The following is a 20,742-nucleotide window of genomic DNA, read 5'->3' as shown; positions in this document are numbered from 1 at the left end:
CAGCCCGGTGCGGTGGCTCAGCGCCGCATCGTGTCGAGTTGCGTGACCGGCGCGCTGTTGTTGCCCCACGAACCGCGGATGTAGGTGAGCACCGAGGCCACCTCTTCCGCATCGAGCGTCTGCCCGAACGGCGGCATGCCGTAGGGGCGCGGATTGCCCGGTGTCGAGGGCAGGAAGCCGCCGTGGGCGATCACCTGGATCAGGTTGGTGGGCCGCGCCATGTTCACCGCGCGGTTGCCCGCGAGCGGTGGGTAGGCGCCAACAGCGCCCTGTCCCTGGTCGCCATGGCAGTAGGCGCAGCGCTGGTCGTAGATCTTCGCGCCGCGCGCCATGATGCCGGCATCGCGGCGGATGGGCGCCTTGGTGCTGGTGGACGCTTCGGGCTTCAGCGCGTCGGGCAGGTCCTTCAGGTAGCTCGCCATCGCCGTCAGGTCCGAATCGCTCAGGTACTGCGTGCTGCGGAACACCACGTCGGCCATCGGCCCCATGACCGAGCCGCGTGGCGCAACGCCGCTCTTGAGCAGCGACACCACGCCGGCCACGGGCCAGTCGGCCAGGCCCGCCTCATGCGGATCGGTGAGCGACGGGGCATACCAGTTCTCGACGGCAATCAGGCCGCCCGAGAGGCCGAGCTTGGTGTCCGTGGCGCCCAGCGAATTGCGGCTGCCGTGGCAGGCGATGCAATGGCCCAGCCCATCGACAAGGTAGGCACCGCGATTCCACTCGGCCGGCTTGCCCGCGTTGGCGACGAAGGCCTCGGGCTTGAACGAGAGCGCGCGCCACACGGCCAGCGCGGCCTGCGTGTCGTACGGAAAGCGCAGCCGGTGCTCGCGGTTCTGTTCCGTTGCGGGCTCCAGGCTGCGCAGGTAGGCGTAGATCGCGTCCGAATCCTCGCGCGTCACCTTGGTGAAGTTCGGATACGGAAAGGCCGGGTACAGCAGGCGCCCGTCCTTGCTGCGGCCGTTGTGCATCGCGCGCCAGAAATGCGCGCTGCTCCAGCCGCCGATGCCGGTCTGCGCATCGGGCGTCAGGTTGCTCGAATAGATGGTGCCGAAGGGGGTTTCGATGGGCAGGCCGCCCGCATAGGGCCGGCCGCCGCGCGTGGTGTGGCAGCCCGCGCAGTTGCCGGCCAGCGCGAGGTATCGGCCGCGCTCGACCAGTTGGGGCGTGGCGTTGAAGCTTTCGGCCTGCTCGGGCAGGGCATCTTCGCCGCGCAGGTTCATCATCACCAGGACGCCGGCGACCAGCGCCGCCAGCACGACCAGCACCAGCGCCACCCAACCGGTGCGTCGCAGCAAACTCATGGGGGCTTTCGTCACTTCGAGGTCCCGCCGCAGGCAATCGGCATCGGTGCCGGCAGCGACGCCACGGCCTTCGCGTTGGCCGGCATCGGTTGCGTTGCCAACCAGCTCGTCACGGCATTCACGTCCGAAGTCCACATGCGGCGGCCGACTTCGGCCATGCAGTCGGGCGCGATCGCATGCCGCTCGTTGGTGAGCCAGGCACCGAGCTGCGACGCCAGGTAGAGGCGCGGCAGGCCCAGCAGGCCCGGCGTGGCGGGCTGCACGCCCGTCAGGGCCGCGCCGTGGCACTGCACGCAGGCCGGCAGCCGGCGCTCCGCATCGCCTTGCAAGGCGAGCACACGGCCGCGCTCGAGCACTTCGGGCTTGGCGTCGCTCAGCGGCGAGATCGGTGGATAGGGCAGGTCGAGCCCGGCGAAGTACTCGGCCATCTCGCGCAGGTAGTCGTCCGAGAGGTGCTGCACCATGTAGGTCATGTCGCTGTTGAAGCGCCGGCCGTCTCTGAAGCTCACGAGCTGGTTGAACAGGTAGCCGGCCGGCTTGCCCGCCAGGCGCGGAAAGTAGCCGGCATTGGTGGTCGCGCCTTCGCGGCCGTGGCAGGCGATGCAGGCGGCCACGCGCTGTTCGATGGTGTCGGGCACCGTCGCTGGCGTTGCAGCACTGACCATGCCGGACACGAAAAGCAGCAGCGCGGTCGCGGCGAACCGAAGGCGCATCCTCATGTGCCGGCTGCGAAGTGCGCCAGGCCCAGCAGGCCCGCGATCACCAGCAGCACCACGACGAACGCCACACCGATCAGCGGCAGGATGCCGACCTGCGCGGTTCGCTTATCGGCGTCGGCGCGACGGCCACCGAGCCCGATGAAACTCCAGAGGACGGCGCGCACCGCGCGCATGAGATTCGACATGGGGTCAAGTGTCGCCCAGGCGGGCCAGAAAAAACAGATGCAGATCCACCTCGATTCACCGGTGCAGATAAAGTCCCTGCGAATGACCACGACCCCGCGATGAAGCGTTACGAAGCCCTGGCCGCCGACATCGAGGCCTCGATCCGCAACGGCACCCTGAAGACCGGCGACCGCCTGCCCTCGGTACGGCACACCGGCCAGAGCCGGGGCGTGAGCGCATCCACCGTGTTCCAGGCCTATTACCTGCTGGAAGCGCGCGGGCTGGTGCGCGCACGCGACCGCTCGGGCTATTACGTCGCCGGCGGCGGCCTGCGCGACGCACCGCCCGAATCGACCCTCACCTCCCGCCCCGCCGACGGCCCCATGTCGCTCGACGTGAGCGACCAAGTGTTCGACATCCTCGAAGCCAGCATGTCGCGCAAGGTGGTGCCCTTCGGCTCGGCCTTTCCGAGCCCGCTGCTGTTTCCGCTCGCGCGGCTCGGGCAGTTCATGGCCGCCAGTGCCAAGTCGCTCGACCCGTGGAGCACGGTGGACGACCTCACGCCCGGCAGCGCGGCGCTGCGGCGCCAGATCGCGCTGCGCTACCTGGCCGACGGCATGCCGGTGCCGGCCGATGAGATCGTCATCACCAATGGCGCGCTGGAGGCGCTCAACCTGTGCCTGTCGGCGGTCACGCGGCCGGGTGATGCGGTGATCGTCGAGTCGCCCACCTTCTACGCCGCGTTGCAGGCGCTGGAGCGCATGGGCCTGCAGGCCATCGAGGTGCCGACGCACCCGGGCGAAGGCATCGACCTTGCCGCGCTGGAACTGGCCATCGCGGCCCACAAGCCGCGCGCCTGCTGGCTCATGACGACGTTCCAGAACCCGCTCGGCAGCCTGATGCCCGATGCGAAGAAGAAGGCGCTGGTCGAACTGCTGGCGCGGCATGAACTGCCGCTGATCGAAGACGACGTGTACGCCGAGCTTTACTTCGGCGACCGGCGGCCCCCCCCGGCCAAGGCCTTCGACACGCAGGGACTGGTGCTGCATTGCGCCTCTTTCTCGAAGTGCCTGGCGCCGGGCTACCGCATCGGCTGGACATCGGCCGGGCGCTTCGCGCGCAAGGTGGCGCGGCAGAAGCTCACGACCACTCTCAGCACTTCGGCGCCGGCGCAACTCGCGCTCGCCAGCTATCTGGAAAAAGGTGGACTCGACAAGCACCTGCGCAAGCTGCGCCAGACCCTGGCGATGCAGCAGGCCACCTTCGCGCAGGCGGTGGGGCATTACTTTCCGGCGGGCACGCGCGCGACACGGCCGCTGGGCGGGTACTTCCTGTGGGTCGAGCTGCCGGCGCATGTGAATGCGCTCGACATTCACCGCAAAGCGCTGGAACTGGGCATCAGCGTCGCGCCCGGTCCGATCTTCTCGGCCACGCGCGCCTTCACCAACTGCCTGCGGCTGAACTATGGCCACGCATGGGACACGCAGAGCGAGCAGGCGATGCAGACCCTCGGCCGGCTGGTTGCAGAAGCCGTCTGAAAAAAGTCCGGCGCGCTTCTTCAGGCCATCGCGAGCGCGCGGCCCCGGCGCAGCCTGAACAGCAGGAAGGCCGCGATGCTCACGTTCACCAGGTTCCAGCCGATGCCGTTCAGGAAGGCCGCGTGGTAGCTGCCGGTCAGGTCGAAGACCTTGCCCGACATCCAGCCGCCCAGCGCCATGCCGAACAGCGTGAACATCAGCACCGTGCCCACCCGCGCACCCGCTTCCGCCGGCGGGAAATGCTCGCGCACGATGATCGCGTACGACGGCACGATGCCGCCCTGGAACAGCCCGAACAGCGCCGAGATCACATACAGCGGCACCAGCCCGTCGAAGGGCAGGAACAGCAGCAGCGCCACGCACTGCAGCACGCCGCCCAGCATCAGCGTGCGCAAGCCACCGATGCGGTCGCAGATCACGCCTGACACCAGCCGGCTCACGATGCCGAAGCCCAGCATCAGCGACAGCATCATCGCGCCCTGCGCCGGCCCGTAGCCCAGGTCGCCGCAGTAGGCCACGATGTGCACCTGCGGCATCGCCATCGCCACGCAGCAGGCCACGCCCGCCACGCACAGCAGGCCTTGCGCCGTGCCCATGCTCAGGCCGAAGGGACGCGTCAAGTCGCGCGGCAGGGCGGTGCTCGATGCGTTGGCTTTCACCGGCGCCTGGGCGAGTGCCGGTGGCCGTGCCCTGAAGCAAAGGGCCAGCAGCGCCATCGTGATCCCGCAGAAGATGCCCATGCCGATGTAGGTCTGGCGCCAGCCCACCGTCTCGACGAAGTGCTGCGCAATCGGCGGCCATATCGCGCCCGCAAGGTAGTTGCCGCTCGCGCACACCGCCACCGCGATGCCGCGCCGCTTGACGAACCACAGCGAGGTGTCGGCCACCAGCGGCGCGAAGGCCACCGAACTGCCGAGCAGCCCGACCAGCAGCGCCTGCGCAATGGTGAACGACACGATGCCGCCGGACATGCCGGTGGCGATGTACCCCGCACCCAGGAACACCGAGCCGAACAGCAGCGGCCACATCACGCCGACGCGGTCGGCCAGCTTGCCCATCAGCACGCCGCCGAAACCGAAGCCCAGCATCAGCAGCGTGTAGGGCAGCGAAGCGTCGGCGCGCGCGATGCCGAACTCGGCCTGCACGGCGGGCAGCATCACCGACACCACATACATGCCGCTGCTGCCGACCGTCATGATCAGCAGCGTGAGGGCCAGGCGAACCATGGCGTAGCGCGAATCCGCCTGGTGGGCGGTTGTCTCGTGTGTTGTCACTGTTTTTCTCCGCGCCGGGAATGGCCGGCGCATGTCGTGTGGCATTCTCGCGGAAGACCGCCGCCGGCCTGCTGCCGGCCTTCTTTCCAGCACGCCACATCACCGAAGCAGAACTTCCATGACCCTCCAGCGCACCGGCCATCGCTACCGCGACGTCGAGACGGGCAAGACTCTCGACGTCTGGTTCCCCACGCACGCCACCTTCAACCACCGGCGCTGCCTTGCCGAGAAGGTCGGACTGATCGCGGGCGACACGGTCGAAGTGCGCATCGAATCGCTCGATGCGCCGCCGCTGTCGACCGAAGATGCCTACCTGCGCCTGCACCTTCTGTCCGAACTGGCGGTGCGGCCGAACGAGATCAACCTCGAAGGCCTGTTCGGCCTGCTGCAGAACGTGGCATGGACTTCGGCAGGCCCGGTGCTGCCATCGAAGGTCGATGAACTGCGGCACCTTGTCGCGTCCGAATACCACCACCTCACGGTGCCTTCGATCGACAAGTTCCCCCGCATGAGCGACTACGTCGTGCCGACCGGCGTGCGCATTGCCGACGCCGACCGCGTGCGGCTGGGTGCGCATCTCTCGCCGGGCACCACCGTCATGCACGAGGGCTTCGTGAACTTCAATGCAGGCACGCTGGGCGAGTCGATGGTCGAGGGGCGCATCACGCCGGGCGTGACCGTCGGCAAGAACTCGGACATCGGCGCGGGCGCGTCCATCATGGGCACGCTCTCCGGCGGCGGCAAGACGAAGAACGCCATCGGCGAGCGCAGCCTGCTGGGCGCCAACGCGGGCATCGGCATTTCGCTGGGCGACGAATGCATCGTCGAGGCGGGCCTGTACGTGACCGCGGGCACCAAGGTCAAGCTGCCGGATGGCAGCGTGGTGGCTGCCCGAACGCTGTCGGGCAAGTCAGGGCTCCTGTATCGAAGGAACAGCCAGAGCGGGGCTGTCGAAGTGCTGGAAACCAATGCGCAACGCTGGGGTGGCTTGAACACGACGCTGCACAGCAACGACTGAGGCACGCGGCAAAACACAACGCATGAACGTCGTCTACAGAAAAGCAGTCCCTGAAGACACGCCCGGGTGCCTCGACCTGAGAGGCAAGACACGGGAGAACGCCTTCTCGGTCGAAGAACTGAAAGCCATCGGCATCACGCTGGAGAGCTGGCAGTCCGCCATCGCCGACGAATCCCTGCCCGGCTACGTGTGTCTGGTCGATGGCGAGTTGGCCGGCTATTGCTTCGGTGATCGCGAGACCGGCGAGATCGCTGTGCTTGCACTGCTGCCGGCCTGCGAAGGCCAAGGCATCGGCAAGGCGCTTCTGAGCCTGATGGTTGAAGAATTCAAGGCGCTGGGTTTCAAGCGACTTTTTCTCGGCTGCTCGTCCGATCCGAAGGTCCGGTCGCATGGGTTCTACAGGCGGCTGGGCTGGAAGCCCACGGGCGAGATCGATGCGGCGGGAGACGAGGTGCTGGAGTACCGGCCTTCCCAGGAACGCACAGTGGACAGTTTCATCCCGGCCGCGCCGAGCGGACCGCTTCAACCCGAATTCGAAGCGCTCGTTCACGATGTCCGCGCCACGCTCGTGTCCGAAGTGGGGCCGCTGCTGGACGGCATCTACCTGTATGGCAGCGTCGCGAGGGGAACCGCCGAGGCAGGTTCTTCGGATCTCGACCTGACCCTCGTGTTTCGCGATCCGCTGTCTGCGCAGGACAGCGCGACAGTGGAAGCCGTGCGCAAGGCGCTGGAGGTGCGGCACAGCGAAGTCGTGAAGATCGATTTCGACATCGGCAGCCGCGCCGAGGCACTCGCGCCCAAGAACCTGTACAGCTGGGGATACTGGCTCAAGCACCACTGCCGCTGCATATGGGGCAACGACCTGGCGGCGCACTTCGAGCGATTCAAGCCCTCGCGCGACATCGCCCTTGCAGTCAATGGCGACTTCGGGGTGGTACTGCGGAGCTACGCGCAGCGCATCGATCAGGCGAACGATCCCATCGAATTGCAGCGCTTGCAGAAAGAAGCCTCCCGCAAACTGATACGCGCAACGAACATTCTTCGCACAGACGAGGACAGCACCTGGCCCCAGACCCTGGAAGACCATGCCTGGCAGCTCCTGCAGCGCCACCCGTCGGTAAAGCCGCAGATCGACTTCTTCCTGTCTCACGCCCGAAGCCCCACGGCTTCGGGCGAAGCATTCGGCCATCGCCTGCGGGCCTTCGTGGACTGGATGGAAAAGGAGAACGCCACCCGATGAAGCGCCTGCATGTTTTCGCAAGCCTGTTGTGGCTCGGCACGGCCCTCTCTTCGGCCCACGCAGCGCCACCGAGTTACCAAGAGCTGCACAGCAACCCCGAGCGCGCGTTGCCGATGCAACCTGCGTGGCACTTGCGGCCGGTGGCTGCACAAGCGCCGCCGTGGGAAGACATCTTCGTTTTCACCATCGGCATCGACCCCGATCTAATGGCGCGGTCGCGCTGGTTGAGCCTGAATCCCGGCCAGGACAACGAGCGCAGCGAGCGAGCACCCGCGCTGTTCGACACCCTCGACGGGCACGCCCTTTTCCTTTCACCTGCTGCCCGCAGCTTCTGCGGCGGCCGCTGGCAAGCCGTGTGGCTGGAAAGGATCGGCATCAACACCGCACTCCAGCCCACGCTCAAGGTGTGGCTGGTCGAACGAAAGCCCGAGGGCGGACAACGGACCACCGTGGCCTACGGGCGCATCGATGCGCAAGGCCGGTGGGCCGTGCCGCCCGTGAGCTGCGATGGCAAGGACACGACGTCCCTCGATACGCCCACTGCCCTCTCCTACCCGATGCCCGGCGACTCCGCGCAGGCCGCATCCGACCTGCGGGTGGACACGGTGGCCGGGCAGCCCGGCTTGCGCGACGCACAAGGACAGTGGCGCACGCCGCTGCCGCAACGCGACCTCGCAACCGCGCAATGGATGCGCGACAGGCAACAGCCGATTCCACCCGGCTCCACCGCCACGGGCCTTGTCGACGCACAGGGACGCGCGGTGATCCCGTTCATCTTCAGCGAGCTGCCCGACGCGACGGCCCAGCGCCGCATCCGCCTGTGCACAGCCGCCGGGCAGGATCGCCAACTCAACGCCAGCACGCCGCGCATGTGCCGCTGGCAACGGCTGCGCGGCAGCAATGCCGACGCCGCGCCGCAGCCCGTCAAGGACACCGACAGCGGCCGCTGGGGCTACCAGGACGCACAGGGCAACTGGGTGATCGCGCCGCAGTTCCAGGCGGCGCGCCCTTTCCGTCATGGCTATGCCGTGGTCACGGGCACGTTCCCGCAGGACTGGCGACCGCCCGGGTGGCAGGACAGCCGGCCGATCATCCGGAAACTCCAGCGCATGGGCCGGCATTGGGTGGCCGAAGCCATGGTGATCAACGCCTCCACCGGCGGACAGTGGGCGCTGCGCTATGGCGTGCTGAACGACGCGGGGCAATGGCTCGCCCCTGTGCCGGAACCCACGCTGCACGTCACCGTGCTGTTTCCGCCCGGTGGCCGCAGCAGCCACTACGCCGGGATGCTGGCCAGTCACCTGCCCAACCTTCTGGGGCGCAACGTGCAGGTCGATCATGTGCCGAAGGCCACCGAGGCCGATTACCGCCGGCTGATGACAGAGGGCGGCAACGCGAAGGTATTGCTCGCTGCGCTGCGATTGCCGCGCGGCGGCATCGAGGGCGTGCACAAAGGTCCGCCGATCGATGCGCTGATGCATTCCCTTCGCCCCGTCACGCTGCTGGCGTCACAGCCGCTGGTGCTGGCCATCGACAGCACGAAGGCCGACACGCTGGGCATCCACAGCACCGACGACCTGCTTGCCTACGCGCGAGCCCACCCCGGCAGCCTGCGCATCGGCACGGGCGAAGACGGCTGGACGGGGCATCTGGCCTTCGGCCAGTTCCGCGCGCTGAGCGGCGTCGATGTGCAGCGCGTGGTCTTCAAGGGCATGTACCCCGATTCGGACGTCATTACCAAAGCGCATGCGGTGGACCTGCTGTTCGCGCCAGTGAACGGCGTCGCGGTGGCGGTGCAGCGCGGCCAGTTGCGCGTGCTGGGCACCACCGCCGACGCGGCACACCCGCAAACCTTTGAAGGCGCGACGTGGCCGGCGTTGGCTTCCAGCGCGCCCTTGGCCGGCTATGCGGCGTACGACCGCTTCAGCCTCTGGGCGCCAGCGGATTCGGATGCCGCGTCCAATCGCGCCTTGCAGGAAGCCGTGGACCAGGTGCTTGCCAAGCCCGAGGTGCAAAAGCAGCTGCAGGACCTTCAGGTCGTCGGCGGAGGAGGTTCGCCAGAGAGCTTGCTGGCGCTGGAAGACGAAGAGCGCGAACGCTGGGCACGCGCACTCTCGGCACCGGCATCGCCGCCGCGTTGAATAGCCCGCCTGCCGATCAGCACACGGACAGCGCGGACGTCGAACGCCGCGCCGGGCGGCGCCGCCTTCTCCTCTAGCCGCGCCGCCGGGGCGGCGACGGCGGGTGCACATCGTGCACCACCTGCCCCGCAGTGAGCGTGTTGATCGTCTCGCCCGCGATGTCCATGAGGATGCGGCTGCGCTCCGCCGTCAGCGATACGGTGAGGTGCTGCACTGGCTGCGCGTCGAGGTCGTGCAGCAGCCGCACCATCTTCAGCAGCGGCGCGCCGGTCTCGACCTGCAACAGCCGCGCGCGCACCGGATCGGCCACCTCGGCGGTGATCTCCTGCACCACACGGCCGAACTTCACGCCCTGCGCCAGCAGGATCTCGTAGAGCGCGTGCTTGCGCAACGCGCTGGCCGACACGCGCTTGCCCAGCTGTGCCGGCACCCAGGCGTCGGTGAGCATGACCGGCACGCCGTCGATGCTGCGAAGGCGCAGCGCATGCACCGCCTTCTCGCCGGGTTCGAGCTGCAGCAGCGCGGCCACGTCGGGCGGCGCCACGGCATGCGCGACCTCGAGCACCTCGACATCGGTTTCCAGCGCCGCCTTGCGCAGCCCGTCGATCAGGCCGAGGCTGGGCCGCGCGCGCACCTGCGGCAGGTCGGCGCGCACGAAGGTGCCCAGGCCGTGCCGGCGCTCGACGAGGCCGAGCGAGGCCAGGTCGGCCAGCGCGCGCCGCACCGTGATGCGCGACACGCCGAAGCGCTCGCACAGCGCCTCTTCCTTCGGCAACGCGCCGGAGGCGTAGACGCCACGGGTGATTTCGTCGCGCAGCACGACGAAGAGCTGCCGGTGCAGCGAGGTACCGGGACCGCGTTCGAGCGAGGGAGCAGATGCGGGAGGACGTGCCATGACGGAAGGAAAAACGAGGGCCGAGCATAGCAAGACGCCCGGCGGGCGGCCGAATCGTGCGCTTGCGGATTCCATCTAGTTGTATTTAGAATATAAACACATAAACTCAAACACCACCGAACAAGGCCCTGCCATGAACCCTTCCTCGACGCTCCTCTCGCTTCGCCAGTTGCTCGATGCGCCCGGCATGGTGATTGCCCCCGGCGCCTACGACGCCATCGGCGCGCGCCTGATCGAACAGGCCGGCTTCGCCGCGGTCTACATGACAGGCGCCGGCACCTCGGCCGCGCGTGGCTTTCCCGACTTCGGCCTGCTCACGATGAGCGAGATGGTCGACAACGCGGCGGTGATGGCGCGCTCGATCGCCATTCCGCTCATTGCCGACGCCGACACGGGCTACGGCAACGAACTGAACGTGACGCGCACCGTGCGCGAGTACGAGGCGCGCGGCGTGGCCGCCATTCACATCGAGGACCAGGTCTCGCCCAAGCGCTGCGGCCACCTTGACGGCAAGGAGGTGGTGTCGCGCGTGGAATTCGTCTCGAAGATCCGCGCCGCGGTGGAGGCACGCCGCACGAAGGACTTCGTGGTCATTGCCCGCACCGACGCGCGCGCCATGCTCGGACTGGAAGAGGCCATCGCCCGCGCCAATGCCGCGCTTGAAGCCGGTGCGGACCTGGCCTTCGTCGAGGCGATGCAGACTGCCGAAGAAGTGGCCGCGGTACCAAAGCGCGTGCACGGCCCCTGCCTGCTCAACGTGGTGCCCGGCGGGCGCACGCCGGTGTTCGACCTGCGCGAGGCCGAAGCCATGGGCTACAAGCTCGCGATCCTGCCGGGGCTGATGCTCAAGGCCGCCATCGAGGCGGGCGACGCGGCGCTGGCCGAACTCAAGGCGACCTTCAAGGCGCCGACGGTGAACGCCACCGTGGCGCAGACCTTCCGCCGCTTCGGCGCGGACGAATGGGATGCCCTGCGCACCCGCTTCAATGCCGGCGCCACGATGGAAAGCCGCTGAAATGACACCCCCACGCTCATCGCTTCGTGCATCGCTGCCCCCCGAGGGGGCGCTGGCCTCCCGTGGGGCGGCCCGGCGGGAGGCACGCACCCTGTTCGACAAGCTCTGGGACGCCCACGTGGTGCGCGCGCTCGGCGACGGCTGGGCGCTGCTGCATATCGACCGGCACCTGCTGCACGACCTCTCGGGCCCGCCCGCGATGGCCGAGGTGGCGGCGCGCGGGCTGCCGCTGCACAACCCGGAGCTGGACTTCGCCACGCCCGACCACGCCGCATCGAGCCAGCCGGGCCGCACCCCCGGCACCTTCCCGCTCGGCGGCCGGCTGCACGGCGCGTTGCGCGACCTCAGCGCGAAATCGGGCGTGCGCTTCTACGATCTGGGTCATCCCGGCCAGGGCATCGTGCACGTGATGGGGCCCGAGCTCGGCATCGTGCTGCCCGGCCTCACGGTGATCTGCGGCGACAGCCACACCTGCACCAACGGCGGCCTGGGCGCGCTGGCCTTCGGCGTCGGCTCTTCGGAGAGCACGCACGCGCTGGCCACGCAGACGCTGCGCCAGCAAAAACCCAAGCGCATGCGCATCCGCTGCGACGGCACGCTGGGCGCGGGCGTCACCGCCAAGGACCTGGCGCTGCACATCATCGGCACACTGGGCGCCGCGGCCGGCGTGGGCTATGCGATCGAGTTCGCAGGCGAGGCGGTGCGCGCCCTCGATGTCGAGGCGCGGCTCACGCTGTGCAACCTCACGGTGGAACTGGGCGCTCGCTTCGGCCTGATCGCGCCGGACGAGCGCACCATCGAATGGGTGCGGGGCCGCGTCTTCGCGCCCACCGGTACGGCCTTCGATGCCGCGGCCGCGTATTGGCGCACGCTGCCGGGCGACGACGACGCCGCGTTCGACCACGAAGAAACGATCGACGCATCGGCCGTCGCGCCCACGGTGACCTGGGGCACCAGCCCCGAAGACGCCATCGCCATCGACGGTGCGACGCCGGACCCTGCCGCCGCGGCCGACCAGGCCACGCGTGAGGCCGTCGAGGCCGCGCTCGCCTACATGGGCCTGCAGCCGCGCACGGCCATCGCGGGCACGCCGGTCGACTGGGTCTTCATCGGCTCCTGCGCCAACTCGCGCCTGCCCGACCTGCGCGCCGCCGCCGACGTGGCGCGCGGCCGGCATGTGGCGGACGGTGTCACCGCGTGGGTGGTGCCCGGCTCCGAGAACGTCAAGCGCGCGGCCGAAGCCGAAGGCCTGCGCGAGGTGTTCGAGGCCGCGGGCTTCCAGTGGCGCGAGCCCGGCTGCAGCATGTGCGTGGCCGCCAACGGCGAACAGGTGCCGCCGCAGGCGCGCTGCGTGTCCACCTCCAACCGCAACTTCGTCGGACGCCAGGGGCCCGGGGCGCGCACGCATCTCGCGAGCCCTGCGATGGCCGCGGCCGCTGCGGTGACCGGCCGCATCACCGACGTGAGGACACTGACATGACGATGACCCCTTTCACCGCCGTCACCGGCGCCGCCGTGCCGCTGATGCGCGCCAATGTCGACACCGACCTGATCGTGCGCATCGAACGCCTCACCGCTTTCCAGAAGGACCAGCTCGGCCCCTACGCACTCGAGGCGTTGCGCCTGCGCCCGGACGGCAGCGAAGACCCGACCTGCGTGCTCAACCAGCCGGCCTTCCGCCACGCGCCCGTGCTGCTGGCCGGCGAGAACTTCGGCTGCGGCTCGTCGCGCGAAGGCGCGGTGTGGGCCCTGATGGGTCTGGGCGTGCGCTGCGTGATCGCGCCGAGCTTCGGCGACATCTTCTTCAACAACTGCTTCCAGAACGGCGTACTGCCGGTGCGCTGGCCGATCGCGCAGGTGGAAGCGCTGGCGGCGCAGTGCGCGGGCGGCGCGGCCGTCACGGTCGACCTGCATGCGAAGACCGTGACCGCGCCCGATGGCACCGGATGGCCCTTCGACATCGACCCGCTGCGCCGCGAGGCACTGCTGCACGGCCTCGACGACATCGGCCTCACGCTGAAGGACGATGCGCTGATCCGCGAATGGCAGCAGACCGACCGCGCGCGCAGGCCGTGGGCCTGGCCCTCTGCGCAAGGAGCCACGGCTTGAGCACCGTCGCACCGCGCCGGCCGCACCCCTGGGTGCTGCGCTGGGCCGGCCTGCTCACGCGCGGACGGCATGCGGGTGATACGAGCCTGGCCTGCAGCGACGAAGCGCTCGCGCGCCTGCCACTCGCGCTCGACCTGCGCAGCACCGGCTTCGCGCACGGCGGCGCGATGGCACGGCGCCACGCAGGCGAAGGCGTCGGCGACAACCGGTCGCCCGCGCTCGCGTGGAATGCGCTGCCACCGCAGGCCACGCACTGGCTGCTGTTGTGCGAAGACCCCGACGTACCGATGGCCCGTGCGATCACGCACCTGCTGGCATGGGGACCGCGCGCGATCGATGCGCTGGCCGAAGGCGCCCTGAACGCCGGCCACGCGCCCACGGGCGTGGCGCTGGTCCTGAACGGCCTGGGCCGCAGCGGCTACGACGGCCCCCGCCCGTTGCCCGGCCATGGCCCGCACCGCTACGTGTTCCAGCTCTACGCACTCGACGCCGCGCCACCGGCCGGCCTGTCGCGCGAGACCACGCTGCTGCCCTGGCTGCGCACCCATGCGCTCTCGCGCGGCCGGCTCGACGGCCTGTTCCGGCGCGACTGGCGCCAACGACCGATCGCGCCCTGACTCGCGAGCCGCCTTTCATTCATAAAACGGAGACAACGTGTTCAAGCACTTCAACAGGAACCAGCCACCACCGATATCGGCCTTGCTCGCGCTGTCGGCCTTCTGCGCGCTCGCGGCGCCCGCCACCGCGCAAACCACCTGGCACCCCGACCGCCCCGTGACGCTGGTCGTGCCCTACGCGGCCGGCGGCGGCACCGACGCCACGGCGCGCGCGGTCTCCAAGCAGCTCGGCGTGATCTGGGGCCAGCCGGTCATCGTGGAGAACATGCCCGGCGCCGACGGCCTCATCGGCACGCGCCGCGTGATGGAGGCCAGGCCCGACGGCTACACGCTGCTACTGCAGGTGCCCTCGATCGTCGTCACCCGCTATACGCCGGGCTTGAAGGGCATCGACCCGCTCGCGCGGCTGGAACCGGTGACGGCGGTGTCGCAATCGCCCGCGGCCGTGGTCGTGAGCGCCAAGCTGCCGGTGAAGACCTTCGGCGAGTTCGTGCAGTACTGCAAGGCCGCCGCGCAGCCCTGCTCGCTGGGCACCGGCGAATCGCTGGCGCGCATTTCCGCCAAGCAGCTCGCGGCCGAAGCGGGCCTGCCGAACCTGATCGTCGTCAACTACCGCGGCACCGGTGCGATCGTGACCGACATGATCGCCAACAACGTCAACATGGCGTTCACCGGCATCACCGCCGCGCTGCCGCACTACAAGGCCGGCACGCTGAAGATCCTGGCCACGCAAGGCCCGAAGCGCGCCGCCGCATTGCCCGAGGTGCCGACCACCGCCGAGGCCGGCTACCCGCAGTTCCAGTCGGTCACCTGGTTCGGCCTTTTCGCGCCCAAGGGCACGCCGGCGAGCGTGACGCAGGGCATCGTCGCCGGGCTGCGCGAAGCAGTGAAAGACGCCGACGTGCGCAAGACCATCGCCTCGGCCGGCGCCGAGCCGGTGGTGAACACGCCGGCCGCCTTCGCGGCGCAGGTGCGCGAGGAGAGCGAGCGCATGGCTGCGCTGGTCAAGCTCTACCCGCTCGAGTGACCGCGCCCCGCCCTCATTTCCAGAACTCCGGAGACACACCATGGCTTTCCCTTCCGAGACCGAACAGGTCGCCGTTCGCTGCGTGCTGATGCGCGGCGGCACCAGCAAGGCGCTGTTCTTCCATGAACGCGACGTGCCGCCCGCGGGCCCCGCGCGCGACCGCCTGCTCAAGCGCGCGATGGGCACGCCCGACGTGCTGCAGATCGACGGCATGGGCGGCTCGCGCCTCGTGACCTCGAAGGTCGCGATCATCCAGCGCTCCGCGCGCGAGGATGCCGATGTCGACTACACCTTCGCGCAGGTCGACGTGGACCGCAACGGCGTGGGCTACGACGCCAACTGCGGCAACATCTCCTCGGCCGTCGCGCCCTTCGCCATCGACGAAGGGCTGGTCGAAGCCGTCGAGCCGGTGACCACCGTGCGCATCTACAACACCAACACCGACAAGCTGCTGGTCTCGAAGGTGCAGGTGAAGAACGGCAAGGCCCGCGTGCACGGCGACTGCGCCATTCCGGGCGTGCCCGGCACGGGTGCCGAGATCCTCATGGACTACGCGGGCACCGTGGGCGCCAAGACCGGCCGTTTGCTGCCGACGGGCCAGGCGGTGGACACGGTGACGCTGGAAGACGGCCGCCGCATCGAGGTCTCGCTGTGCGACACCGCCAACCCCTGCGTGTTCGTCGCGGCGGCATCGCTCGGCATGAGCGGCAGCGAACTGCCCGACGCCATCAGCGCCGACCGCGCACTCATCGAGACGCTGGGCGAGATCCAGTCGAAGATGGGCGAGCGCATCGGCCTGTACGCCAACTGGCGCGAGGTGCACCTGCCGGGCCTGCCGCTGGCGGTGATCGTCGCGCCGCCGGCCAACTACGCGGACGTCAACGGCCAGACGCAGGAAGCTGCGTCCATGGACCTGCGTGCGCGCCTCGTGTTCCTCGGCAAGTGCCACGACAGCATGGCCGGCACCGGCTCGATGTGCACGGCCGCCGCCTCGCGCGTGCCGGGGTCGGTGGTGCACCAGGCCGTCGGCGCGGCGCGCGCGGCCACCGGCACGCTGCGAATCGGCCATCCGCTGGGCGTGATGGAGGTGAAGGTGGTGGCCGAGGCATCGGCCGATCCGGCAGACACGCGCTTCACCGCGCTCGGTCTCACGCGCACGGCGCGCCGGCTGATGGCGGGCGAGGTCTATGTGCCGGTGGAGGTGCACGCATGAACGCAACGATCTCGCGGCGCACGCTTGGCGCGCTCTGCCTCGCCGTGGTAGCCACCACGGCAGTGGCACAAGGCCCGCTGCCGACCAAGCCGCTGCGCATCGTGGTCGGCTACCCGGCGGGCCAGACGGTGGACATCATCGCGCGCAATTACGCGGCGGCGCTCACCCGGGAATTGGGCCAGCCGGTGTACGTGGACAACCGCGCGGGCGCCAATGGCAGCCTCGGCGCGCAGGAAGTGAAGAAGAGCGCGCCCGACGGCAGCACGCTGCTGCTGGGCACGCTGGGGCAGATGGCCATCAACCCGACGCTGTACAAGAAGCTGCCCTACGACACGCTGAAGGACTTCGCGCCGGTGTCGATGGTCAGCATGGGCCCGCTGCTGCTGGTGGCCAACCCGTCGTTTCCGGCGAACGACGTGAAGGAACTGATCGCGTATGCGAAGGCACGGCCCGGCAAGGTCGACTTCGGCTCGGGCGGCAACGGCATCACCGCGCACCTGGCGATGGAGATGTTCCAGGCGCAGGCCGGCATCCAGCTCAATCACATTCCCTACAAGGGCTCGCCCGCCGCGCTGAACGACCTGATGGGCGGCCAGGTGTCGCTGATGTTCGACGCCGTGCCCGCGGCGCTGCCGCACGTGAAGTCCGGCAAGCTGAAGGCGCTGGCCATCTCGGGGCTCAAGCGCAACCCGCAGTTGCCGTCGCTGCCCACCATGGACGAACAGGGCCTCAAGGGCTTCGACGTCAATTCGTGGGTCGGCTTTCTCGCGCCGGCCGGCACGCCGCCGGCCACGGTGGAGGCGCTCAACGCGGCCATCCACCGCGCCGCGGCCAGCCCCGAACTGCAGGAGGCCACGCGCGCCATCGGCTCGGAGGTGATGGTGGATTCACCCACCCACTTCGCCGCCTTCCTGCAGACCGAAGTGAAGAAGTGGGGCAAGGCCGTGACGGACGGCCGTGTCCAGATCGATTGACGAACCCGAGAAGCCCTCGATGCAAACCACGCACACCACCGCAGCCACCGACCCCGCGGGCCCCACCGGCCGCCTCGCCCACTGGCTCGCCGATTTCCGCCTCGACGCCGCACCCGCCTCCGCGCGCGAACGCGCCAAGGCGCTCACGCTCGACGGCATCGCCTGCGCCATCGTCGGCGCGCAACTGCCGTGGTCGCGCACGGCCGCGCAGATCGTGCAGAAGTTTGAAGGCCGCGGCGACCGCACCATCGTCGGCTGGGGCGCGCGCACCAGCGCACCGGGCGCGGCGCTGCTCAACGGCACCTTCATCCAGAGCTTCGAGCTGGACGACTACCACCCGCTGGGCCCGCTGCACAGCGCCTCGATCGTGCTGCCCGCGCTGTGGGCGGCCTCGGAGGGCGAGCTGAAGGTCAGCGGCCGGCAGTTCCTCGAAGCCGCGCTGGCGGGCTACGAAGTCGGCCCGCGCGTGGGTATGGCGCTGCACGGCGCGCAGATGCTCTCGCGCGGCTGGCACTCGGGCTCGGTGTTCGGCACGCACGCAGCGGCGGCTTCCGTCGGCAAGCTTCTGGGGCTGGACCCGGCGCGCTTCGAAGACGCACTGGGCCTGGCGGGCACGCAGTCGGCCGGGCTCATGGCCGCGCAATACGAGGCGATGTGCAAGCGCATGCACCACGGCTTTTCGGCACGCAACGGGCTCTACGCGGCGGTGCTGGCCGAGGGCGGCTACACCGGCATCAAGCGCGTGTTCGAGCGCGAGTACGGCGGCTTTCTCTCGACCTTCGGCGAGGGCCACGACCCCGACGCCTCGAAGATCACCGAGGCACTGGGCGAGCGCTGGGAGGTGGAGCGCATCGTCATCAAGCCCTATGCCGCGATGGGCGGCATCCACTCGCCGCTCGATGCGCTGTTCGACGCCGGCGCGCAGCGCAAGCTGGTGCCCGAAGAAATCGCGCGCATCGAGGTCGAGGTGAGCCATGCGGTCTACCACCACGGCTGGTGGCAGCCCGAGCGGCCGCTCACGCCCATCGGGGCGCAGATGAACATCGGCTACGCGCTGGCCGTGGCGGTGCTCGACGGCGAAGCCATGGTCAAGCAGTTCGCGCCCGCACGCATCGATGCCGACGATGTGTGGGCGCTGATTCCGCGCATCGAGGTGCGGCACCAGCCCGAGTTCGATGCCGGCGGACCGCTCAAGCGCGGCCGCGTGCGGTTGGCCGTCACGTTCACCGACGGGCAGCGCATCCAGATCGATCGCAACACGTCGCGCGCCATCGAGTCGCCGCAGACCAGCGACGAGGTCGCGGCCAAGTACCGCACGCTGACCGACGGACTGATCGACGGCGCACGGCAGAAATCCATCGAGCACATGGTGCGTTCCATCGAAGACCTACCCGACGTGCGCGAGCTGCTCGCGCTGCTGGCGCCGCCCGTGGCCGCGGCCTTCGACTGACGGCCGCTCGAAGAACGAAGGAGACAAGAACATGACGCACACATCCGCGAGCAGAGCCATGCACATGGACCGCCGCGCGTTCTCGCTGGGCCTGCTCGCGCTCGCAGGCGCCGCCTCGCTGCCCGCCCGCGCGCAAGGCCCCTGGCCTGCGGCCAAGCCGATCCGCCTGGTGCTGCCCTTCTCCGCCGGCGGCCCCGGCGACACCAACGTGCGCGCGATGGCGCAGGCACAGGGCAAGCGGCTGAGCCAGACGATCATCGTGGACAACCGGCCAGGCGCCGGCGGCATCATCGGCAGCGAATACGTCGCCAAGAGCGCGCCCGATGGCTACACCTGGCTGTCGGCCGGCAACGGCGCCATCGCCAACGCGCTGCTGCGCCCGAAGATGCCTTATGCAGAAACCGACCTGGTGCCCGTAGTGGGCACGAGCAGCGCGCCCTCGGTGCTGGTCACCAATGCGGGCGTGCCCGCCAGGAACCTGAAGGAGCTGCAGGCCTGGGCTCGCACCAAGGGCCGCCTGAACTTCGGCACCGCGGGCAGCGGCAGCACGGGGCACTTCGTGGCCGAGATGGTCGAGGCCGCCCTGGGCGTGCCCGTGACGCTGGTGCACTACAAGAGCGGTTCGCAGACGGTGAACGCCATCGTCGGCGGCGAAGTGGACCTGGCCTCGGAGGCGCCCATCGGCGTCTCGGCGTTCGTGCAGTCGGGCAAGCTGCACGCGCTGGCGCTCACGGCGCGCGAACGCACGGGGCCGATGAAGCAGGTGCCGACCACAGTGGAACAGGGCTTTCCCACGATCCTGATGCAGCACTGGGGCGGCATCTTCGCGCCCAAGGGTACGCCGGCCGCGATCCTGGACCGCATCGCCGAGGTGACGATCAATGCCTACAAGGAAGACGCTGACCTGATCGCGCAGACCGAGCGCGGCGGCGCGCAGCCGATGCTGCTGGGACGCGCGGCATTCGAGAAATTCCTGGGGGACGAACGCACGCGCATGGCGCAGATCGTCACCGCGTCGCACATGACGCTGGAGTGAGCCTGGACCGACCGCGCGGTGTCAACGCACCGGCGCGGCGGCGAACAGGAGAGCGAAGGCTGTGCTTCTCATGAAACGGATGCCAGGCGCGCTGCCCCGTGCGTCAAGTCGGACGCGGTGCCGAGCCGCTATCGGAGGTATCTGCGGTATCAGGCGATGGCCGGGCGCTCGCCGCGCTGCAGCCGGCGCTCGATGTCTTCGAGCACCTGCGGCAGTTCGGCCACGCTGTCGATCACGTAGTGGGCGCCGGCGGCCTCGAGCTGCGCGGTCGCGGTCTCGCGGTACGACTGCTGCTGGACCTCGTCGAGCGCCGTCCATTCGGCCAGCGTGAGGCCCACCGAATTGCCGCTGATCGCCAGGCCCACGGCCCAGGTGCCGGCGTTCAGGCCTTCCTGCAGCCCCACACCGGTGTCGTCGACCTTGACCACCGTGTAGGGCGGCCACACGCCGAGATCGGCGAAGCAGCGGTACATCATGAGCGGCGATGGGCGACCCTCGGCGAGATCGCCGCCGCACACGAGGTTGTCGGGCGCATAGCCGCCGGCTGCGGCGATGGGCACGACCACGTCCATGATCGGGCGGTTGTAGCCGGTGGTCGAGCCGATCTTCAGGCCGCGCTGGCGTGCCGCGTTCACCGCGTCGACCGCGCCGGGAATGAAGTCGGCATGGTCGCGCGCGCTGGCCGCGTTCATCGGCGTGAACACTTCGTAGAGCGTGTCGACGTCGGCATCGTTGAACGCGTGGCCATGCCTGGCTTCCCACTGCGCGGCGATGCGCGGCAGCGAGCCCAGCGCCTTGATGTGGTCCCACTTGGCCATGCCCATCGGGCCGCGCGCTTCGGCGATGGTGATGTCCACCCCGAACTGCTCGAACAGCTTCACGAAGGCACCCATGGGTGCGCAGGAACCGAAGTCGAGGATGGTGCCGGCCCAGTCGAAGACGACGGCCTGGAGCTGCGAATGGTTGTGGGCGTTCATGGCTGAAAGGATGGAAAGGATCGGTCGGAA

At 69.3% G+C, this 20,742-nt stretch carries 19 protein-coding genes; 13 read left to right on the top strand and 6 right to left on the bottom strand.

The features are described from left to right. Positions 1-17: 17 nt before the first annotated feature. Genes H7F35_RS17800 through H7F35_RS17790 form a run of 3 tightly spaced genes read right to left on the bottom strand, consistent with a single transcriptional unit; the run spans position 18 to position 2,208 of the window. Positions 18-1,304 carry a c-type cytochrome gene (locus H7F35_RS17800; RefSeq protein ID WP_187107939.1) on the bottom strand — a complete coding sequence of 429 codons (1,287 nt, stop codon included), beginning with the start codon at positions 1,302-1,304 and terminating at the stop codon, positions 18-20. A gap of 11 nt (positions 1,305-1,315) precedes the next feature. Next, complete coding sequence (locus tag H7F35_RS17795) at positions 1,316-2,023, bottom strand: c-type cytochrome (protein ID WP_187107938.1); 708 nt, start codon at positions 2,021-2,023, stop codon at positions 1,316-1,318. Continuing rightward, a complete protein-coding gene (locus H7F35_RS17790) occupies positions 2,020-2,208 on the bottom strand; it encodes a DUF2970 domain-containing protein (protein WP_187107937.1) in 189 nt (62 codons plus the stop codon). Before H7F35_RS17790 ends, H7F35_RS17795 begins: the two co-directional genes overlap by 4 nt. A gap of 99 nt (positions 2,209-2,307) precedes the next feature. Here H7F35_RS17790 and H7F35_RS17785 point away from each other — a divergent pair, with 99 nt between their 5' ends. Then, positions 2,308-3,726 carry a PLP-dependent aminotransferase family protein gene (locus tag H7F35_RS17785; RefSeq protein ID WP_187107936.1) on the top strand — a complete coding sequence of 473 codons (1,419 nt, stop codon included), beginning with the start codon at positions 2,308-2,310 and terminating at the stop codon, positions 3,724-3,726. Positions 3,727-3,746: 20 nt separating this feature from the next. On the opposite strand, the gene H7F35_RS17780 is transcribed toward H7F35_RS17785, so the two are convergent. Next, positions 3,747-5,000 carry an MFS transporter gene (locus tag H7F35_RS17780; RefSeq protein ID WP_187107935.1) on the bottom strand — a complete coding sequence of 418 codons (1,254 nt, stop codon included), beginning with the start codon at positions 4,998-5,000 and terminating at the stop codon, positions 3,747-3,749. A gap of 118 nt (positions 5,001-5,118) precedes the next feature. Here H7F35_RS17780 and H7F35_RS17775 point away from each other — a divergent pair, with 118 nt between their 5' ends. The 3 genes from H7F35_RS17775 to H7F35_RS17760 are packed head-to-tail and all read left to right on the top strand — an operon-like array spanning position 5,119 to position 9,399. Beyond that, entirely contained in the window at positions 5,119-6,018 is a 900-nt protein-coding gene (locus tag H7F35_RS17775; protein ID WP_187107934.1) for a DapH/DapD/GlmU-related protein, read from the top strand. Between the two features lie 22 nt (positions 6,019-6,040). Next, positions 6,041-7,258: a GNAT family N-acetyltransferase gene (locus H7F35_RS35060; protein WP_315970457.1), complete on the top strand. Its 1,218-nt coding sequence runs from the start codon at positions 6,041-6,043 to the stop codon at positions 7,256-7,258. Next, positions 7,255-9,399: a tripartite tricarboxylate transporter substrate-binding protein gene (locus H7F35_RS17760; RefSeq protein ID WP_187107933.1), complete on the top strand. Its 2,145-nt coding sequence runs from the start codon at positions 7,255-7,257 to the stop codon at positions 9,397-9,399. The genes H7F35_RS35060 and H7F35_RS17760 overlap by 4 nt, the downstream gene beginning before the upstream one ends. A gap of 73 nt (positions 9,400-9,472) precedes the next feature. Here H7F35_RS17760 and H7F35_RS17755 read toward each other — a convergent pair whose 3' ends face one another. Further along, on the bottom strand, positions 9,473-10,294 hold the full coding sequence (locus H7F35_RS17755; RefSeq protein ID WP_187107932.1) for a GntR family transcriptional regulator: 822 nt from the start codon (positions 10,292-10,294) through the stop codon (positions 9,473-9,475). Positions 10,295-10,427: 133 nt separating this feature from the next. Here H7F35_RS17755 and H7F35_RS17750 point away from each other — a divergent pair, with 133 nt between their 5' ends. The 9 genes from H7F35_RS17750 to H7F35_RS17710 are packed head-to-tail and all read left to right on the top strand — an operon-like array spanning position 10,428 to position 19,735. Then, positions 10,428-11,309, top strand: a complete 882-nt coding sequence (locus tag H7F35_RS17750) for an oxaloacetate decarboxylase (protein ID WP_187107931.1) — start codon at positions 10,428-10,430, stop codon at positions 11,307-11,309. A gap of 1 nt (position 11,310) precedes the next feature. Continuing rightward, on the top strand, positions 11,311-12,789 hold the full coding sequence (leuC, locus tag H7F35_RS17745) for a 3-isopropylmalate dehydratase large subunit (RefSeq protein ID WP_187107930.1): 1,479 nt from the start codon (positions 11,311-11,313) through the stop codon (positions 12,787-12,789). 2 nt (positions 12,790-12,791) lie between these two features. Beyond that, positions 12,792-13,418 (top strand): 3-isopropylmalate dehydratase small subunit, encoded by a 627-nt coding sequence (leuD, locus tag H7F35_RS17740; protein WP_187114320.1) that lies wholly within the window; start codon positions 12,792-12,794, stop codon positions 13,416-13,418. Beyond that, complete coding sequence (locus H7F35_RS17735; RefSeq protein ID WP_187107929.1) at positions 13,415-14,035, top strand: YbhB/YbcL family Raf kinase inhibitor-like protein; 621 nt, start codon at positions 13,415-13,417, stop codon at positions 14,033-14,035. The genes leuD and H7F35_RS17735 overlap by 4 nt, the downstream gene beginning before the upstream one ends. Positions 14,036-14,072: 37 nt before the next feature. Further along, complete coding sequence (locus H7F35_RS17730; RefSeq protein WP_187107928.1) at positions 14,073-15,062, top strand: Bug family tripartite tricarboxylate transporter substrate binding protein; 990 nt, start codon at positions 14,073-14,075, stop codon at positions 15,060-15,062. Between the two features lie 40 nt (positions 15,063-15,102). Then, the gene (locus H7F35_RS17725) at positions 15,103-16,275 is read left to right on the top strand and encodes a 2-methylaconitate cis-trans isomerase PrpF family protein (protein WP_187107927.1); all 1,173 of its coding nucleotides are present in this window, start codon (positions 15,103-15,105) and stop codon (positions 16,273-16,275) included. Next, positions 16,272-17,249, top strand: coding sequence for a Bug family tripartite tricarboxylate transporter substrate binding protein (locus tag H7F35_RS17720; protein WP_187107926.1), 978 nt, complete (start codon positions 16,272-16,274; stop codon positions 17,247-17,249). The genes H7F35_RS17725 and H7F35_RS17720 overlap by 4 nt, the downstream gene beginning before the upstream one ends. 19 nt (positions 17,250-17,268) lie before the next feature. Beyond that, positions 17,269-18,699 (top strand): MmgE/PrpD family protein, encoded by a 1,431-nt coding sequence (locus tag H7F35_RS17715; protein ID WP_187107925.1) that lies wholly within the window; start codon positions 17,269-17,271, stop codon positions 18,697-18,699. Between the two features lie 31 nt (positions 18,700-18,730). After that, the gene (locus tag H7F35_RS17710) at positions 18,731-19,735 is read left to right on the top strand and encodes a Bug family tripartite tricarboxylate transporter substrate binding protein (RefSeq protein ID WP_187107924.1); all 1,005 of its coding nucleotides are present in this window, start codon (positions 18,731-18,733) and stop codon (positions 19,733-19,735) included. Positions 19,736-19,884: 149 nt separating this feature from the next. On the opposite strand, the gene phnX is transcribed toward H7F35_RS17710, so the two are convergent. Then, complete coding sequence (phnX, locus tag H7F35_RS17705; protein WP_187107923.1) at positions 19,885-20,712, bottom strand: phosphonoacetaldehyde hydrolase; 828 nt, start codon at positions 20,710-20,712, stop codon at positions 19,885-19,887. Positions 20,713-20,742 lie beyond the last annotated feature (30 nt).

This window comes from Variovorax sp. PAMC26660, assembly GCF_014302995.1.
Lineage (GTDB): Bacteria > Pseudomonadota > Gammaproteobacteria > Burkholderiales > Burkholderiaceae_C > Variovorax.
The sequence above is the reverse complement of the archived record's forward strand: the minus strand, read 5'-3'. Positions and strand labels throughout refer to the sequence as shown.

Excerpts from the sequence above, each read along its gene's own strand:
- H7F35_RS17795 (WP_187107938.1), bottom strand. The coding sequence starts at position 2,023 with ATGAGGATGCGCCTTCGGTTCGCCGCGACCGCGCTGCTGCTTTTCGTG.
- H7F35_RS17715 (WP_187107925.1), top strand. The coding sequence starts at position 17,269 with ATGCAAACCACGCACACCACCGCAGCCACCGACCCCGCGGGCCCCACC.
- H7F35_RS17720 (WP_187107926.1), top strand. The coding sequence starts at position 16,272 with ATGAACGCAACGATCTCGCGGCGCACGCTTGGCGCGCTCTGCCTCGCC.
- H7F35_RS17750 (WP_187107931.1), top strand. The coding sequence starts at position 10,428 with ATGAACCCTTCCTCGACGCTCCTCTCGCTTCGCCAGTTGCTCGATGCG.
- H7F35_RS17800 (WP_187107939.1), bottom strand. The coding sequence starts at position 1,304 with ATGAGTTTGCTGCGACGCACCGGTTGGGTGGCGCTGGTGCTGGTCGTG.
- leuC (WP_187107930.1), top strand. The coding sequence starts at position 11,311 with ATGACACCCCCACGCTCATCGCTTCGTGCATCGCTGCCCCCCGAGGGG.
- H7F35_RS17755 (WP_187107932.1), bottom strand. The coding sequence starts at position 10,294 with ATGGCACGTCCTCCCGCATCTGCTCCCTCGCTCGAACGCGGTCCCGGT.
- H7F35_RS35060 (WP_315970457.1), top strand. The coding sequence starts at position 6,041 with ATGAACGTCGTCTACAGAAAAGCAGTCCCTGAAGACACGCCCGGGTGC.
- H7F35_RS17790 (WP_187107937.1), bottom strand. The coding sequence starts at position 2,208 with ATGTCGAATCTCATGCGCGCGGTGCGCGCCGTCCTCTGGAGTTTCATC.
- leuD (WP_187114320.1), top strand. The coding sequence starts at position 12,792 with ATGACCCCTTTCACCGCCGTCACCGGCGCCGCCGTGCCGCTGATGCGC.
- H7F35_RS17710 (WP_187107924.1), top strand. The coding sequence starts at position 18,731 with ATGACGCACACATCCGCGAGCAGAGCCATGCACATGGACCGCCGCGCG.
- H7F35_RS17785 (WP_187107936.1), top strand. The coding sequence starts at position 2,308 with ATGAAGCGTTACGAAGCCCTGGCCGCCGACATCGAGGCCTCGATCCGC.
- H7F35_RS17760 (WP_187107933.1), top strand. The coding sequence starts at position 7,255 with ATGAAGCGCCTGCATGTTTTCGCAAGCCTGTTGTGGCTCGGCACGGCC.
- phnX (WP_187107923.1), bottom strand. The coding sequence starts at position 20,712 with ATGAACGCCCACAACCATTCGCAGCTCCAGGCCGTCGTCTTCGACTGG.
- H7F35_RS17775 (WP_187107934.1), top strand. The coding sequence starts at position 5,119 with ATGACCCTCCAGCGCACCGGCCATCGCTACCGCGACGTCGAGACGGGC.
- H7F35_RS17725 (WP_187107927.1), top strand. The coding sequence starts at position 15,103 with ATGGCTTTCCCTTCCGAGACCGAACAGGTCGCCGTTCGCTGCGTGCTG.